18 protein-coding genes are annotated in these 17,243 nt (G+C 50.6%); 6 read left to right on the top strand and 12 right to left on the bottom strand.

All coding sequences use genetic code 11. The annotated features are described in order from the left end of the window. Window positions 1-120 precede the first annotated feature (120 nt). The gene (locus T433_RS0104925) at window positions 121-942 is read right to left on the bottom strand and encodes a GSCFA domain-containing protein (protein ID WP_044109215.1); all 822 of its coding nucleotides are present in this window, start codon (window positions 940-942) and stop codon (window positions 121-123) included. A gap of 2 nt (window positions 943-944) precedes the next feature. Then, window positions 945-3,542: a YfhO family protein gene (locus tag T433_RS0104920; protein WP_027455067.1), complete on the bottom strand. Its 2,598-nt coding sequence runs from the start codon at window positions 3,540-3,542 to the stop codon at window positions 945-947. 111 nt (window positions 3,543-3,653) lie between these two features. Between T433_RS0104920 and mtnN the strand changes: the two genes are divergently transcribed. From mtnN to T433_RS14655, 4 genes are all read left to right on the top strand, one after another. Beyond that, the gene (gene mtnN, locus T433_RS0104915; protein ID WP_027455066.1) at window positions 3,654-4,298 is read left to right on the top strand and encodes a 5'-methylthioadenosine/S-adenosylhomocysteine nucleosidase; all 645 of its coding nucleotides are present in this window, start codon (window positions 3,654-3,656) and stop codon (window positions 4,296-4,298) included. Window positions 4,299-4,427: 129 nt separating this feature from the next. After that, complete coding sequence (locus T433_RS0104910) at window positions 4,428-4,922, top strand: S-ribosylhomocysteine lyase (protein WP_027455065.1); 495 nt, start codon at window positions 4,428-4,430, stop codon at window positions 4,920-4,922. A 175-nt stretch (window positions 4,923-5,097) separates the two neighbouring features. Next, complete coding sequence (locus T433_RS0104905) at window positions 5,098-6,225, top strand: porin family protein (RefSeq protein WP_027455064.1); 1,128 nt, start codon at window positions 5,098-5,100, stop codon at window positions 6,223-6,225. A gap of 32 nt (window positions 6,226-6,257) precedes the next feature. Then, entirely contained in the window at window positions 6,258-6,944 is a 687-nt protein-coding gene (locus T433_RS14655; protein ID WP_155808382.1) for a DUF6563 family protein, read from the top strand. Window positions 6,945-7,121: 177 nt separating this feature from the next. Here T433_RS14655 and typA read toward each other — a convergent pair whose 3' ends face one another. Beyond that, the gene (gene typA, locus T433_RS0104895; RefSeq protein WP_027455063.1) at window positions 7,122-8,924 is read right to left on the bottom strand and encodes a translational GTPase TypA; all 1,803 of its coding nucleotides are present in this window, start codon (window positions 8,922-8,924) and stop codon (window positions 7,122-7,124) included. A gap of 216 nt (window positions 8,925-9,140) precedes the next feature. On the opposite strand from typA, the gene rpsO reads away from it, so the two are divergent. Beyond that, a complete protein-coding gene (rpsO, locus tag T433_RS0104890; RefSeq protein ID WP_027449853.1) occupies window positions 9,141-9,410 on the top strand; it encodes a 30S ribosomal protein S15 in 270 nt (89 codons plus the stop codon). Here rpsO and folK read toward each other — a convergent pair. The 6 genes from folK to T433_RS0104860 are packed head-to-tail and all read right to left on the bottom strand — an operon-like array spanning window position 9,379 to window position 13,744. Beyond that, complete coding sequence (gene folK / locus T433_RS14650; protein WP_345938759.1) at window positions 9,379-9,846, bottom strand: 2-amino-4-hydroxy-6-hydroxymethyldihydropteridine diphosphokinase; 468 nt, start codon at window positions 9,844-9,846, stop codon at window positions 9,379-9,381. The two genes, rpsO and folK, sit on opposite strands and share 32 nt — an antisense overlap. Next, on the bottom strand, window positions 9,839-10,981 hold the full coding sequence (gene queA / locus T433_RS0104880) for a tRNA preQ1(34) S-adenosylmethionine ribosyltransferase-isomerase QueA (protein WP_027455062.1): 1,143 nt from the start codon (window positions 10,979-10,981) through the stop codon (window positions 9,839-9,841). Before queA ends, folK begins: the two co-directional genes overlap by 8 nt. Before the next feature lie 26 nt (window positions 10,982-11,007). Beyond that, window positions 11,008-11,721, bottom strand: a complete 714-nt coding sequence (gene truB / locus T433_RS0104875) for a tRNA pseudouridine(55) synthase TruB (protein ID WP_027449856.1) — start codon at window positions 11,719-11,721, stop codon at window positions 11,008-11,010. Between the two features lies 1 nt (window position 11,722). Then, window positions 11,723-12,598: an undecaprenyl-diphosphate phosphatase gene (locus T433_RS0104870; protein WP_027455061.1), complete on the bottom strand. Its 876-nt coding sequence runs from the start codon at window positions 12,596-12,598 to the stop codon at window positions 11,723-11,725. Next, window positions 12,595-12,837, bottom strand: coding sequence for a DUF3098 domain-containing protein (locus T433_RS0104865; protein ID WP_027449858.1), 243 nt, complete (start codon window positions 12,835-12,837; stop codon window positions 12,595-12,597). Before T433_RS0104865 ends, T433_RS0104870 begins: the two co-directional genes overlap by 4 nt. Before the next feature lie 28 nt (window positions 12,838-12,865). Beyond that, on the bottom strand, window positions 12,866-13,744 hold the full coding sequence (locus T433_RS0104860) for a cell division protein FtsX (protein ID WP_027455060.1): 879 nt from the start codon (window positions 13,742-13,744) through the stop codon (window positions 12,866-12,868). Window positions 13,745-13,886: 142 nt separating this feature from the next. On the opposite strand from T433_RS0104860, the gene T433_RS0104855 reads away from it, so the two are divergent. Beyond that, complete coding sequence (locus T433_RS0104855) at window positions 13,887-14,651, top strand: radical SAM protein (protein WP_027455059.1); 765 nt, start codon at window positions 13,887-13,889, stop codon at window positions 14,649-14,651. A gap of 104 nt (window positions 14,652-14,755) precedes the next feature. Here T433_RS0104855 and T433_RS0104850 read toward each other — a convergent pair whose 3' ends face one another. The 3 genes from T433_RS0104850 to T433_RS0104840 are packed head-to-tail and all read right to left on the bottom strand — an operon-like array spanning window position 14,756 to window position 17,241. Continuing rightward, window positions 14,756-15,781 (bottom strand): glycoside hydrolase family 53 protein, encoded by a 1,026-nt coding sequence (locus T433_RS0104850; RefSeq protein WP_027455058.1) that lies wholly within the window; start codon window positions 15,779-15,781, stop codon window positions 14,756-14,758. Continuing rightward, window positions 15,769-16,464: a DUF5020 family protein gene (locus T433_RS0104845; RefSeq protein WP_027455057.1), complete on the bottom strand. Its 696-nt coding sequence runs from the start codon at window positions 16,462-16,464 to the stop codon at window positions 15,769-15,771. The genes T433_RS0104850 and T433_RS0104845 overlap by 13 nt, the downstream gene beginning before the upstream one ends. Next, entirely contained in the window at window positions 16,465-17,241 is a 777-nt protein-coding gene (locus tag T433_RS0104840) for a M15 family metallopeptidase (protein WP_052356993.1), read from the bottom strand. Between the last annotated feature and the right edge of the window lie 2 nt (window positions 17,242-17,243).

Below are 17,243 nucleotides of genomic sequence, written 5' to 3'. Positions count from 1 at the left end.
TTCAAACAGAAACATTTCTTCGTAATATTATATTTCTTTTTTATAGAAGTTTCTTTTCTGCAAATAAAAAACCAGCACCTCGTATCAAGGTACTGGTTGTTATAGTGGAGAAAATAATGATTATTCTTTTATTGTTTCGTTTTGGCGATTGTCTTGATAGCGGGCCAGCAATTCACGTTCTTGTTGCTGAGCCTTTTCCAGGAACTCGCGATAGGTATCGCTTTCTGGGTGGAAAGGACGATGACCTAAGGCCTCTTTGATGGGTTTCCACTCACGGAGAAACTGCTTGGCGCTGTCGCTGAACAGCGTTTCTACCAGCTTCTCCCAGATATATTCCACGGCCTGCGCCGATGGATGAATCATATCGGGCTGATAGAAACGGTAGTCGCGCAACTCGTCGAGGACAATCTCGTAGGCGGGGAAATAGAAGGCGACACCGGGATTGCGAGCCACCAACTCGTGGACCGCCAACAACAATGTGGCCTTAGACAACTGGCTCTCGTGGAAGCCGTACTTCTGATAACGGATAGGACTGACGGTGAGAACAACCTGAACGTCTGAACGTCTGGCGGAAAGTTCATCGACCACCTGTTGCAAGGCATCAACGCACTGCTGCACAGACAGTTCCTCTTCCTGGAAAAGACGCTGCGGACGCTTCTGACAGTTATCAACAATCTCGCCCGTTTCCTTCAGGCGATAGACGTGGTTGGTGCCCAACGTAAGAAACGCCACACGCGGTTTGGCGTCGGTGCGCATGACGGTGTGAAGCACCGATACGGGGTTGTACATCACACCGTAGGGATTGACAACGACCGGAAAGCGCTCCTCCTTGAAACGACTGCCGATGCTGTCAGCAAAGCAAGAGCCCACGAAGAGAATCTCTTCGAGGGGCTCAATGCTGAATGGATAGCTGGGAATATGAACCTTGGTTCTGAATTCCATATTTATTTTTGTTTCTTACGATAGGTAAAGAACAACAGTACCAGAACCAGAAGGACAAGGATGACCAGTGAGGTGTAGGCAATGACTTCGGTGGTGGTGATGCTCTGCGGGAAGAAGCTGAGCACAACCTCGTGCTCGCCACCCTCGATACGCAGGGCACGCAGTACATAGTTGACGCGTCCCAGTTCTACGGGCTGACCATCGACGGTAGCCTCCCAACCGGGATAGTAGATTTCAGAGAACACCAATACCCCACCCTTGCTACTCTTCACCTGATACTTCAGCTGATTGGGCTCGTAAGACGTCATCTTCACCACGGCAGCCGTGTCGAGCGCAGAGGCCTGACCGAGCACGTCGGCAAACTGTTTGTCGGCAACGGCCTCGTGACGGAGGTTGATGGTGCGCAGCGCGTTGATCTCGGCAGTGGCATTATCCACATAGCTCAGCTTATCAACAAACCATGCGTTGCCCTGTGCATAGGGATTAGGACGGTAGAAGTTCTGCTGTGCCAAGAGGAAATACTTTGTGTTCAGCATGTTGAGCACAGGCCACAGACTGTCGCCTGGAGCCTCCTGCAACTCGCCATTGTACTGCTGGAGCGCAGCAAATACCTGATTGTGCTCACGACTGATGTAGTAGTCGATGAGGTCCTGATAGCGGCGCAACTTGGCGGCATGATAGCCACCAATGCTCTTATGATAGTAGGACGTCTCGTTCTCGTTGAACAGGTTGCCAGCCAGGTTCAGCACACGATAGTCGAGCGACGGGTCGCTGAGGATTTGACGGTCGGCATCGGTCATGGGGCGCACATAGCGCTGCTCCACCTTCTTGATGAACTGATGTTCGTCGTTAGGATTCAGATAGCGGCGGTTCACCTGCCACAGATCGACCAGACAGAGCACCAACAGGACAGCCACTACGGGCAGCGCCTTCAGCTTCTTAGCACGATAGAGCAACAGCATCAGCGTGCCAACGACAATGATGAAGAACGAGCGCCAACAGTCGGCAGTGAAAATAGACTGACGCGCATGGCTCAGCGCGGTGAGCAGCGACTGCGCATCGGCAGGAGCTGGCAGAATGCGGCTGGCCACGGTGACCTCAGCATTTGAGTAGAAGTCGAAGAACAGCGTAGGCATCAGCGCAAAGAGCAGCGACATGCCGCCCGTTGCTGCAAAGGCGCCATAGAGGTAGTAGATCTTCTTTCCGGCAAGCACCTCGGGCTTCTCGATGACTTCCTTGAGGGCCAGCATGGCCAGCAGAGGAATGGTGAACTCGGCAATGACGAGGATAGACTCTACGGCACGGAACTTGGCATACATCGGCACATAGTCGATGAAGAGGTCGGTGAGGCCCATGAAGTTCTTACCCCAGGCCAGCATGATGCTCAGGATGGTGGCTGCCAGCAGTGCCCACTTCATGGGGCCCTTGACAATGAAGAGGCCGAGCACGAAGAGCATCAGCACGAAGGCGCCCACATAGACAGGGCCCATGGTGCCGTGAGCACCGGGCTCCAGGTTCTCTTCCCAGTACTGGGTGAAGTAGATGGGCTGTCCGCCAGTGGCATCCTTGAAGTAGCCATTGGGATTAGCCAGTTCGCCAACCACCGCCAGGGCTGGTGCTTTCTGTCCACCGCCCAGTTCGACCTGTTCATTCTCCAGGATAGTCTTAGCACCCTCGTCCTCCCAGATAACGTGGGTAGAGGTGCCGCCCTTCACATTGGGCACGAGCAGACTCCAGGTCTCGCCGATGCCATAGCTATAGTCGGTGATGTAGGAACGCTCCAATCCGCCGGCGGTCTGATTGCCGGCATCGCTCTTTACCAGTTCGCTACCGCCACGCATGGTCTCCTGCGAATACTGCCAAGTGTGATACAGATTAGATATGTTGGCCAAGATGCCGAGCAGTCCGCCCACGGCAACCATTGCCGTAGCCTTGCAGAAATGAGCCATCTGCTTTTTGCGCACGGCGTCAACGAGATAGGCAATGAGCATAAACAGGATGACAAACAAGTAATAATAGGTCATCTGTACGTGGTTGGCCTGCACCTCGAGGGCCGCAAAGATGCCCGTGACAACGGCACCCAACAGATATTTCCCCCTGTAGGCCAGCACGATACCACCAATCATAGGTGGCAGGTAGGCCAGCGCCATCACCTTCCAGATATGGCCGGCAGCAATGATAATGAGGAAATAGGTGCTGAAGGCCCACAGGATGGAACCCAGCGCAGCCAGCTGCTGACGGAAGTCGAAGGCACGCAACAGGATGTAGAAGCCCAGCAGATAGGCAAACAGATACCACACGTTGAGCGGCAGCCACAGGTGATAGGCATCGGCCACCTTGCTGATGACCTTGTCGCTATTGTACGATGGCGACAACTGATAGGTGGGCATGCCCGAGAACAAAGCGTTGGTCCAACGCGTACGGTCGCCCGTGCGCTCCATGTAATCAGCCTGTTCCTGGCCTGCACCTACGCCAGCAGAGATATCTCCCTGGTTCAGCACACGACCCTCGAAGTCGGCTGGATAGAAATAGGCAAATGCCAACACCACAAAAAACAACACTGCCACTGCATCCAGCAGCCATGGTTTCAACGATTTCATAATCTTGCAAGTTATTATTTATTTGGCCGCAAAATTACAAAATAAATTCGTACTTACCACGTGAATTTAAAATATTTCCACTATCTTTGTCGTCAAAATACAACAGAAAGAATGAAAATAGGAATTATTGTCGCTATGGACAAAGAGTTGCAACAACTGCAACAGGTTTTCAAGAACAGCGACGTCAGAGTAGAGAAATGCGGTATCGGCAAGGTGAATGCCGCACTGGGCGCCCAGCGCATGATCAACGAGTTTCACCCCGACATCATCATCAGCAGCGGATGCGCCGGTGGCAATGGGGATGATATCAACGTGCAAGACATCGTGGTGAGTTCCGAACTGTGCTATCACGATGTGTACTGTGGAACGGCCATCGACGACAACACCGTTTACGGACAGGTGCAGGGTCTGCCCGCCCGCTATCAGACAGACCCCGAATTGCTGCGCAAGGCCCTCAGTCTGAAGACCGAAGGCATCACGATTCACGGGGGTCTCATCGTGACCGGCGACTGGTTTGTGGACTCTAAAGAGAAGGCTCGCGAGATTGTGGGTCACTTCCCCGAGGCGAAAGCCATCGACATGGAGTCGTGTGCCATCGCACAGACGTGTTATATAAATAAAGTGAAGTTTATCTCGTTCCGTGTGGTCAGCGACATCCCCCTGCGCGACACCGATGCCTCGCAGTATCATGACTTCTGGAACACAGTGGCAGAGCATTCTTTCCAAACAACCCGTGCTTTCGTAGAAAGCCTGTAAATGCCCATTAACTTAAGAGGCAAAGGGGTCTGAACAAGCGCAGACTCCATAAACAAGTCAAACTACATAGGGGAACTGAAAACGCTTGTTCAGACCCCCACCCCCCCTAACTTAGGGGGCATTAAAGAAATGGAAGTTATAACGAGTTTTACAATAGACCATACCCACCTGAAGCCGGGCATCTATGTATCGAGAGAGGACAAAGGATTTACGACCTTCGACCTGCGCATCACCGAACCCAACCAGGAGCCAGCTGTGGCGCCTGCTGCGATGCACAGCCTGGAACACCTGATGGCGACATGGTTTCGCAACAGCGAGGCAAAAGACGACGTCGTGTATGTTGGTCCGATGGGCTGCCTGACGGGCATGTATATCATCATGACCGGAACCTATACGGTGGAGGACATGCGCCAACTGACCATCGAATGCTTGGAGTGGATACTGACACAGAAAGAGGTGCCCGCCACCCGTCCGGAGGCTTGCGGCAACTATCTGTTGCACGACCTGCCCATGTGTCACTGGGAGAGTCGCCGATACCTGGACCGTTTGAAGAACGATTTCCACTGTGAATACACTAAACTGGAAATCAAACTGAAAGACGGGCGCATCTTTGCCGACGCATAATAGCACAACAATATATTGACAAGAGACATACTTAAACCATCAGTAAGTATGTCTCTTTTTTCTTATTCTTAATAAGAATATCAAAAATATTGGGGGGAGGTAAAAATTTAAGTAATATATTTGCACATCAAGACAAAATACGTTACTTTTGTACCGACTTTAACCATATAACTACATGAAAAAAAATATCGCAATGGTTGTCATGGCCGCAAGCCTGATGGTAGGCTGTGCACCAAAGATAACGACCGAAATGACTACACAGGCGCTGGAACCGAAAGCAACCAGCCAAGTGATGATACTGGGCCATAGGGACACAATACCCAACGAAGCGCGCAGCATTGGACAACTAAAAATCAAGAGCCGACACTCTTCGCTGCAAAAAAGCTACACCCGAATACTGAACTTGGCTGTGAAAGAGACGGCACAACAGGGAGGTAACATCCTGGTGGTGGACCATAGCGACATGGAGAAGAACACGTTGAAAGGTACGATGGCCTACTACGACGGCGAAACAAACAGCGCCCTGACGATATCACCTAAACGTATCAAGAACCTGTTGGCCATGGGCATACAGCAGAACCAGTCACCCATACAGGCCATGAGCAAAGAACAAGAGCAGATGGTGAAGCAGCGTCAGGAGGAGGCCGCACAGCAGGAAATGAGCAAATATAGCACATTGGCTGAGGTAGGAGATAAAGAAGAACAGCAAGATACCACTATAGAAGAGAGCTCTTTTGAAGATGCAAGCAGCTATTTCAGCATCGAGAAAGAGAAAGAATCACGAAAAGGCGTCATTAAGATTAGTGGTGGGCCGATGTGGACTCTATCGAAAATGTACCTCTCGAACGACGGTAGAGACTACATCTCTAACGCCAGAGGTACTGCTTTCGACCTGTCTATCCACAGCATAGGAGACCTTTGGGGCTATGGCTTTGACCTGTATGGCAGCCAGACAAACCTTTCAATAGGCAACTACTTCAACACGTCGAAAGTGAGTTATAATTTCTTCTATGCCGGTCCTAATCTGGTTATGGGCGGCACGTTCGCACAACACTTCTATGCAGACCTTTCCGTGGGCATTGGCATGGGGTATTATCACGACAGTGGTTCCGACGAAGTGGGATTTGGCATGAGGGAATCGGTGGGACTCGGTGTGATGCTGAACAACCACTTTAGCGTTGGCATTGATGCAGCTATACAGATGGCCACATTCAAACGACCAGAAGGATTCAACCAACCTGAGGACGAAGCTTATGGCTTTAAATGTGCAACAGTGATGCTGACACTACGCACACACTTGTAAGACTACAACAATAAACCAAAAACACACTGACAATGAGAAAAAACAACGCGAGATGGATACTAAGCATAGCCATGCTATTAGTATCACTGACAACCACCGCACAGAAGAAGTTCTGCATGACCTATGAAGATTTCATGGACAACAAATGGGAAGAACTGGACTCTATACACATCAAGACCCACAGTAAGTCGCATCAGATGTGGTGGGGTGGCAGTGACTTTGCCTTCACCACGGGCAACAAGTCTATTGACAAACTACTGAAAAAAGAAGCCTTTGCCATCGCTATCGACAATACACTCTACGTGAACTGTCGCGACCTGCGGTTCGAGGGAACACCCTTTGGCAATGGTTATGTGAAGGCCAGACGCATTGGCAAGCACAGTCTGCTGATCGTAAACAAAATAATCGGAAAGAAAATAGCCCAGTCAGAATTCGTATCTGCCTATATGTTTGGCGCCATTGGCGGAGCCATCAGTGCCAGCAACCACATGAAACGTCAGGTATGTTACCTCATCTCGCACGGTAGCAATGAAAAGGGCGTCATCGATCTGCGACTGATAAACGACAGACTAATGGAAAAGATGTTGAAAAAGGACACCGATCTTTGCAACAAATACTACTCGGAAGAAAAGGACAACAAACGAATGCTGGCCAGCCATATCATCCCCATTCTGGAGCAAGCCGGCCTGTTCGACCAGAAACACGATAGTCAGGAATAAGACTGTAGCAAAAAGGTCAGACTATCAGAATAAAAGAAGTGGCACAAAGGAATGGATCCTCTGTGCCACTTTTTTATGTATGCCATCCGAACGATGGAGAGCAGTATTACTGCTTGTTAGCCTTGACCTTCGGTCGAGCCTGCTTGCGTTCGGTAATCGATGCAAGCATCATTACGCTCACTGTTTCGCAGCCTTTTTACGCTGGTCGTGATCGAGGATAGCCTTGCGGATACGCATAGACTTAGGTGTCACCTCCACCAGCTCGTCTTCCTTAATATACTCCAGACATTCCTCTAGCGACATGATAACCTTTGGAATGATGCGAGCTTTATCATCGGTACCAGATGCACGCACGTTGGTCAACTGCTTAGCCTTGCAGACATTCACCACCAGGTCGTTGTCGTGAACATGCTCACCGACAACCTCACCCATGTAAACGTCCTCACCTGGATCGATGAAGAACTTACCACGGTCCTGCAGCTTATCAATGGCATAAGCAAAAGAGTTACCTGTTTCCAAGGCAATCATTGAACCATTGACACGACGTTCTATCTCACCCTTGTATGGCTGATACTCCTTGAAACGGTGTGCCATGATAGCCTCACCCTGAGAAGCAGTCAGAACATTAGTACGCAGACCGATGATACCACGTGAGGGGATGTCGAACTCGATGTTGGTGCGCTCGCCCTGACTCTCCATAGAAGTCATCTCGCCCTTGCGGCGTGTCACCATATCAATCATCTTAGAGGCGAACTCCTCGGGTACGTTGATGGTGAGTTCCTCAACAGGCTCGTGCTTCACACCGTTAATCTCTTTGTAGATAACCTGTGGCTGGCCAACCTGAAGCTCGTAGCCCTCGCGACGCATGGTCTCGATGAGCACAGAGAGGTGCAGCACACCACGACCAGAAACCACCCACTTATCGGTATAATCCTCGAAAGGTTTTACACGAAGGGCAAGGTTCTTCTCCAGCTCTTTCTCCAGACGGTCGTTGATATGGCGTGAAGTAACAAACTTACCTTCCTTACCAAAGAAAGGTGAGTCGTTGATCATAAAGAGCATAGACATGGTAGGCTCGTCGATAGCGATTGGTGGCAGTGGCTCTGGGTTCTCCATGTCACAGATGGTGTCGCCAATCTCGAACTTTTCAAGACCGATGACGGCACAGATGTCGCCACACTCCACTTCGTCGATGCGCTGATGTCCCATACCATCGAAAGTGTGGAGCTCCTTGATGCGGGTCTTCTCCATCGAACCGTCACGATGGGCAATGGTGACCTGCATGCCGTCCTTCAGGGTGCCACGATGCACGCGACCCACAGCAATACGACCCGTATAGCTGCTATAGTCCAATGAGGTGATCAGCATCTGAGGTGTGCCCTCCAACTTTTTAGGAGCGGGAATCACCTCAATAATCTTATCGAGCAGATAATGAATGTCGGTTGTTGGCTTGTTGTAGTCCTCGCTCATCCAGCCATTCTTGGCCGAGCCATAGACCACGGGGAAGTCCAGCTGGTCTTCGGTAGCATTCAGAGAGAACATGAGATCAAACACCATCTCATAGACTTCCTCTGGACGACAGTTAGGTTTGTCCACCTTGTTGACAACAACAATAGGCTTCAAGCCAATCTCGAGTGCTTTCTGCAGCACAAAACGAGTCTGAGGCATGGGGCCCTCGAATGCGTCGACAAGCAACAGACATCCATCGGCCATATTCAAAACACGCTCCACTTCACCACCGAAGTCGGAGTGTCCCGGAGTATCAATGATATTGATTTTTGTTCCTTTCCAATTGATGGAAACATTCTTCGAAAGAATAGTGATGCCTCGTTCGCGCTCCAAGTCGTTTGCATCCAGTACTTGGTTCGACAGGTTCTGTCCCTCGCGGAAAAGATTGCCTGCGAGCATCATCTTGTCCACCAGCGTTGTTTTGCCGTGGTCAACGTGTGCGATAATCGCAATGTTTCTGATATCCTGCATAATTATTTTACGTAAAATCGGGTGCAAAGTTACAAAAAATGATAGTTTTAAGCAAATTTTTCACTTTTCACTTTTCACTTTTCACTTTTTTTTGTACCTTTGCACCCGCTTTTCGGAAAGTCCGAAGCATTCGACGACGTTTTGCACTCTGTGATTAAGGCGTCATGACGTCGGAAGAATGTATGAGCAAAAACAGTAATTAATCACATTTCAATTATGTATCTCGATCAAGCTAAGAAGCAAGAGATTTTCGGCCAGTATGGCAAGTCAACAACAGACACCGGTTCTGCAGAGAGCCAGATTGCTCTGTTCACCTATCGTATCAAGCACCTGACAGAGCACCTGAAGGCTAACCACAAGGACTTCGGTACCGCTCGTTCACTGACAAAGATGGTAGGTCGTCGCCGTAAGTTGCTGAAGTATCTCTACGATAACGACATCAACCGCTATCGTGCTATTGTGAAGGCTCTCGGTCTGCGTAAGTAATCGGCAGCACTTCGCGAAGCGGAATCATGACAAACTCCCTCTCCTGCATCAGCGGGTGAGGGATTTTTAATGCCGGTTCGTCAATGGTCAGGTCGTCGAAAAGCAGGATATCAATGTCGATAGGACGGTCCTGATACTGGCATTCCTCATAAGAAGTACGAATGGTGGCATGAGCTGCCGTCTTGCCCAACAGCTTTTCAATGTGCTGCGTCTGCTTCAGCACCTCGAAAGGAGAAAGGGCTGTTTCCACACGAATAGCCGTATTTACAAAACCATGGGCCGACTGAAATCCCCATGGTTCGGAATAGAAAAAGGCTGATTGGCACGCAATATGTCCAATCAGCCTTTCTATATGCTCATAGGCCTGAAGAATATTCTCCTCACGCTGTCCGAGGTTTGAGCCCAGGCCTAGATATACATTATGCAGTTTAATCATCCAGTATCAACATGGCATCGCCATAGCAGCCGAACTGATAGTCGTTCTTCAATGCCTTCTTATAGCCTTCCATCACGAGGTCGTAACCACCAAAGGCTGTGGCAGCCATCAGCATGGTTGACTCGGGATGATAGAAATTGGTAATCATTGCATTAGCCAGGCCATACTCGTAGGGAGGGAAGATAAACTTGTTGGTCCATCCCTCGAACTCTTTCAGCATGCCATCGGTGCCAACTGCCGACTCGGTGGCACGTGCTGTGCTGATGCCCACGGCACATACGCGGTGACCCTCTGCCTTGGTCTTGTTCACAATGTCGCAAGCCTCAGCACTGATAATCATCTGCTCAGAGTTCATCTTATGCTTGGTCAGGTCTTCCACCTCAATAGGATCGAAAGAGCCCAGGCCGCAGTGCACGGTGATGTAAGCAAAGTTAAAACCACGAATCTCCATCATCTTCATCAGCTCGCGACTGAAGTGAAGACCTGTAGCTGGAGCCGTCACAGCACCTTCATGACGTGCATAGATGGTCTGGAACTGTTCCATATCATCAGGTTCTGCCGGACGACGGTCAACGATATAGCGTGGCAATGGTGCCTCGCCAAGCGAGAACAGCTCGCGCTTGAACTCATCGTGAGGACAGTCATATAGGAATCGCAGCGTACGTCCACGACTCGTGGTATTGTCGATGACCTCGGCCACCATAGGACCTTCACCATCGAAGAACAACTTGTTGCCTATTCTTATCTTACGTGCGGGCTCTACCAGCACATCCCAAAGACGCAGTTCCTCGTTGAGCTCACGCAACAAGAACACCTCAATCTTAGCATCGGTCTTTTCCTTAGTACCATAGAGACGAGCGGGGAACACCTGTGTATCGTTAAAGATAAACGTATCACCCTCTTCGAAGTAGTCCACGATATTGCGGAAGGTCATCAGTTCTTCGGTATCGTTGCCCTCGGCATCCTTCTTGAACATATCGATCTTCTCGCTCTTACGGTGTATCACCATCAGTTTACACTGGTCACGGTTATAAACGCGATCAATCGTACCATCCTCATTCTCGAATGCGCGATGAGGGGGATAGAGAGCTACCTGGCTCTCTGGTAGTTTGAATTTGAATTGTGATAACTTCATTATGGTGTATGTTAATTGTTTGCTGTTTATTTACTTTTCAAATCTTCTATATCTTGCTGCTCCAGCCACTCGTTGAACTCGTCAAGCTTGACGCAGTCTTCAATACGTACATCGCCTAAACGGGTGCGGCAGAGGGCTGTGAGGAAAGCACCGCTATTGAGTGCCTTACCGATGTCGCGTGCCAGCGAGCGGATGTAGGTTCCCTTGCCACAAGCCACGCGGATGCTCATCTGCATGGTGTCGGGATTAAAGTCGGTCAGCTCTATCTCATCAATCCTCACGGGCTTCGCCTTCAGCTCCACCTCGTCGCCTTTGCGGGCCAGATGATAGGCACGGTGTCCATCGACCATCACGGCAGAATAGACAGGAGGCACCTGCATAATGTCGCCCTCGAACTGTTTCAGCACCTGGAGTATCAACTCGCGGGTGATGTGCTTGGTGGGATAGGTCATATCTACCGTATGTTCACGATCGAACGATGGTGTCGTAGCTCCCAGTTGCAGTGTGGCTGTATATTCCTTGCTCTGCAGTTGCAGACTCTCTATCTTCTTTGTTGCCTTGCCCGTGCACAGTATCAACACGCCCGTTGCCAGCGGGTCAAGTGTTCCGGCATGACCGGTTTTCAGGCGCTTCACGCCCAACTTCTTCGACAGGCGGGTGCGCACAAAAGCCAATGCGCCGAACGACGACATGCGATAAGGCTTGTTGACAAAAACAAAAGCTCCTTCGTGGAAGTTCATATCAGTCAACCATTGCTAGTGAATGACCTGTCAACAGCATCACGATGATAATGCTGCCAACGATGATACGATACACTCCGAAAGCCTTAAAGCCATATTTCGACAGGAAGTTCACGAACCACTTCATGGCAAGCAGCGCCACTACAAAGGCTACCACGCATCCCAAGAGCAGCATGGTGATGTTGTGTGTTGTGGCCCATGCCGTGTCTTCCTTAAACAAATCGAGCAAATCCAACAAGGTGGCGCCTGCCATTGTAGGTACGGCCAGGAAGAACGAGAACTCGGCAGCACGCTTGCGGGTCAGTCCCTGTGTCATACCGCCCACGATGGTTGCCATAGAGCGCGACACGCCTGGAATCACCGAGATACACTGGTAAAGACCAATATTGAACGCACGCTTCTCTGTCACCTTATTCTCGTCGGTACCCTTGTTGAAGAGCTTGTCGCAGAACAACATGAAAATGCCTCCGACAACCAGCATGACGGCTACCACCTCGACGCTGTCGAGCAACCAGTCAAGCACTCCCGACTTCTTAGCCAACAAGCCGATAACGACTGCAGGCAGCACACCGACAACCAGCAACCAGTAGAAATTGAAGCGATGCTTCAGCTTCTGCAAGCAGCTACTTCCGGCAGGCGCAGGACTGTTGTCAAACTGGAAGAACTGTTTCCAATAGAGGCATACCACCGACAGGATAGCACCAAACTGGATGATGAATGTGAAGGCATGCACAAAGGCCTTATCGCTTTCACTCAGCGATGCAGGGTCTAGTCCCAGCAGGTTCTGCGTGATGATCATATGACCCGTAGATGATACGGGCAGGAACTCCGTGAGTCCCTCGACAATAGCTATGATGATGGTCTCAATCCAGGTCATTCGGCCTCCTCCTTATCTTCCTTCGACTTATAGACAACGGCATATATCATCGACACGAAGCCCAGCAGACAAACCACTGGAGCCACCTTGACACGACGAGCGCTGAAGATATTAGGATTGAAGGCGTCCGCCGTAGAACTGTCGCCACCCATCAGAATAAATCCTATGATGACAATGAGCATGCCCACTGCCAGCAGGATGTAGTTCATCTTTCCAAATGCAAAATCTCTCTTATTCATGAAATGATAACTCTATATTTCTATTAACTTAAATCTTATAAACCTCATTGGCCGTCATGCGCAGGAACTTGTTGACCGACAACAGTGTGCAGAACAACATAATCAGGAAACCGGCCAAGAACACAGCGCAGCCCGTGATGACCATCTCGCGCCACGTCAGGATGTCGGTAATACCAGGCTCGTAGCGGAACAGACCATAGACCACACCGCCAAGTACCAGACAGGCAATAAAGGCCGACAACACACCGATGCACAGTGAGTTGCGAAGGAATGGCCTACGAATGAAGCCCCACGAAGCACCCACCAGCTTCATCGTGTGAATCAAGAAACGACTGGAATAGACGCCCAACCTCACACTGCTACTAATCAGTGAGTAGCTGACGAAGATGAGCAATAGCGACAAGACAAGAAGAACAACACTGACGCGCTGCACGTTGCGATTCACATCGTCTATCTGGTTCTCCATATAGGCCACATCCGTCACCTTTTCGTTGGTCATCAGATGGTCGGATATCTTTCGCATGGAATCAGTGTCCACATAGTCGGCATTCATCTGCACCTCCAGTTCGGCCTCAAAGGGGTTCACACCCGTAAACTCCTTAGGATCGGCACCCATCACCTCGGTCATGGTCTTCAGCGCATGCTCCTTGCTGATATAGGTCACATGCTTGGCATAAGGCTGCGCCAAAATCATGTTTCCCAGTTCCACACCCTCGCTGACAGACACCGTATCGCCCAGCATCACGTTCATCGTTACGTTTTCACGCACAAAAGTAGAAAGGTTTCGTGCTGTCAAGACAGACATGACCACCAAACCCAACATTACCAACACCATAGTAGTGCTGATGCATAGTGTTACGACCTGCAAGCCATAACGGCGGCGGGTCTTCTTTTTTCTATTCTTCATTCGCTTTAAGGCGTAATACACCAAATTGTCTGCAAAGTTACGTCTTTTTTGGTAGTTTTATACCACAAACACGTTAAAAGGAGTTAAAGAGCCCCTTACTTTTTATCATAGCTGACAGAAAAAACTTACTTTTGCCGCCATTATGAGTACGATTATTTATCCTTCTCCGATTTTCGGTCCCATCCACAGTCGTCGTTTGGGTACATCGCTGGGTATCAACCTACTGCCAGCCGATGGCAAGGTGTGCACCTTCGACTGCATCTACTGTGAGTGTGGCTTCAATGCCGACCACCGTCCTCATCTGCCCATGCCTCATCGTCAACAGGTGGCAGAGGCTCTTGAGGCCAAGCTGCAAGACATGCAGCAGAACGGCCCTACCCCCGATGTGCTGACCTTTGCTGGCAATGGTGAGCCCACGGCCAACCCCGAGTTTCCTGAGATTATAGACGACACGCTGCGCCTGCGCGACAAATACTTCCCTCAAGCGAAGGTATCTGTGCTGAGCAATTCGACCATGATTCACCGTCAGGCCGTTCACGATGCGTTGATGCGTGTGGACAACAATATCATGAAACTGGACACTGTTGACCCTATATATATAAATAAGGTAGATCGACCCACGGGCCACTACGACGTGCAGCAGATTATAGAAGACCTGAAGCGCTTCAACGGGCACGTCATCATCCAGACCATGTTCATGCATGGCGACCACAGCGACAACACCTCAGAGGAATATGTGGGTCCGTGGCTGGAGGCAGTCAAGGCCATTGCCCCTCGCCAGGTGATGATTTACACCATCGACCGCGAGACGCCCGACAAGCTTCTGCAGAAAGCTACACACGAAGAACTGGATGCCATCCGCGATCGCGTCATCGCTGCCGGAATTCCTTGTCAAGCATCCTATTAAACAAGACAAATAGTTTGGCGGCACCAAACCCATCGTTTAGTGCCGCCAAAGCGATACTTTAGTGCCGCCAAACAGCAGGTTTAGCGGCACTATTCTTTTTGTTTCTATTTTTCCACGAAACCATCCATGATAGCTGTGGGTGCACCTTTACTGCTGAAGGCACCCAACTTATAGGCACTGGGCAGGCACTGTGGCTCCCAGTAGAAGATGCCACGGCAGCGCCCGTTGCACTCATTGCGTGCTTCGCGAATGATGCGCCTGAGCTGTTCCCTACCCTTCTCCATCACTTCCGGATGCTGTTCATCGACCAGGAAACCGGTCTCGACGATCATCACGTCGCGATTGAATTTCTCTGTGACCCTGCGGATGTTGGCCATACAGTCCATGATGCACTGCTCCTCGGTGGGCTCACGCTTAGCTTCCAACGCCCAGTAGGGATAGAGCGACATGCCAATCATGTCGAACTTACCACCGTATTTCAGCACGATGCCCAGGTTCTCGTCGTAGAGCTTAGGATCAAAACCATTATCCAGATGCACAATGACGATGGTCTCTGGCGACACTTTCTTCACGGCATCATAGCCAGCACGGATAAAGCCGGCGTAGTGACGCGGATGCTTCTTGATGTGACCCATGTCCCACAGCATGCCGTTGCTGGTCTCGTTGCCCACCTGCACCCAACGCGGTGTGACGCCATGCGACTTCAGCAACTGGATGACGTCGGTGGTATGCTGGGCCAGCGCCCGGCGCATCTTGCGATAGCCATAGAACTTCCACGCAGCGGGAATGGGCTGTTTGCCGGGATCTGCCCACCAGTCGCTATAGTGGAAACAGAGCATCACATCCATGCCCAGCGCCTTAGCGCGCAGTGCCTTCTGCAGCACGTCCTCGCGTCCGCACCATCCGTCTTTGGGGTTCACCCACACACGCAGTCGCACGGCACGCATCTGGTAGTCGGTCTTCAGCAGTTCCATGAGGTCGCGCTGGCGGCCCTGGTTGTCGTAGAATTTCTGTCCATTCTTTTCCTGTGCGGTCAGCCAACCGATGTCAGCACCCTTCACAAAGTCGCCTTGAGCCTGTGCACTGCCAAAGGGCAGGAACAAGAACAGCAAGAGAATTAGAAGTTCCATTTCACACCTAATGTTGGGTTCACGAAGAACGACTTGTCGTTATACAAGTTGTAAACGAAGTTATCGCTAATCTCCACCTCGGTACCAACGCTCAGATGATCGTTCACGTTGTACCACAACTGAGGCTCGGTCAGCACAACCAGCTGTCCATGGCCGTTGGCCTTCTCGCCACGCCAGAAGTCGATGAAGCCAGCGAAGCGCCATTTGTCGGCAAAGTTCAGTCCCCAAACGCCAGTCAACTGCAGCGAGTGGTAAGCGTTGGTATAATTATAACTCTTGAAGTAGCGCTTGTACATCAGCTGCACCGAGTAAGTCTTCGAGAAGTCAGCGTTATGTCCGTTCCAGGCACCACCCAACAGAGCCGACTGCTGGAAACTGCCTCCCTTGTTGAGTCCGCCATCATACTCCACGTGGGCAGCAAAACCCTTACTACCAATATTGAATTCACGCGAGATCTCGGCATAGGCAGCCTCTGTGAACTTACGACTGAAGTCGATATCAACGAAGTAGAACCACGAACCCCACTGGTCAGCCTTAAACTGCTCCAAGGTCATTGTCACCTTCTGTCGACCAGCCTCCTCGTTAGAGTAGATATTACGACCGAAATCATAATGCAACTGTACATTCTGTGCACTCACGCACGTAGCGAGCATCATCAGCGCGCTCAAAATTGTTTTTCTCATTTAGTTTAATTGTTTAACAGGGAATGTAAAATAAGTATCTGGGAATGGCTCATCCTTCAGTGTGAAGTGCCACCATTCGGAGTCAAGTGGTTTGAAGCCATGACGCATCATAGCCTGGCGGAGTATCATGCGGTTGGCAAACTGCTGTTCGGTGATAGAGCGCCCAGTGGGGCTCTTGCTGTTATCACCGGTATATTCGCCCGTCTCAGGATTACCACAGAAGTCTGGGTGACTTTCCGGTCCGAACCAGTCGAACGTTCCGCCCATATCAAGTTCCTTTTCCGTTTTCATATCAAAGAGTGTCAGGTCCACCGTGCTACCACGGGTGTGACCACTACGCTCGTAGATATATTCCTGTTCGAACAGCACACTCTTGTCCAGGTCTGGATAGAAGTACTGTTTCATCAGCGTATCGGCCACGTTTGTTGCCCAGCGTACAAAGTGGTCCACGCCTTTCTGCGGACGATAGGCATCATAAATCTTCAGTCTGTAGCCCAGCACCATCACGTCGTCGCTCACGGCGCGCAGACTGTCGGCAGCCACCTTGGTCATCAGGGCTGTGGGCTGCTCATAGCCGTCGATGCGAGTGCCCACGAAGTTGTACGTACCATAGTAGCGTATCTCCAGAATAGCATCGGGCACCACGTCCGTCAGGTTTGCAAACTGGCTACTGTCGTCGGTGGGCAGCAGCCTGCTTTCATCGTTATTATTGCAGGCTGTCACGGCACAGATGCCGAGCCAAAGCGCTGCCAGTCGGATGTAATAAATAGGTCTCATAG

The organism is Xylanibacter brevis ATCC 19188 (assembly GCF_000621725.1).
Classification (GTDB): Bacteria; Bacteroidota; Bacteroidia; order Bacteroidales; family Bacteroidaceae; genus Prevotella; species Prevotella brevis.
The sequence above is the reverse complement of the archived record's forward strand: the minus strand, read 5'-3'. Positions and strand labels throughout refer to the sequence as shown.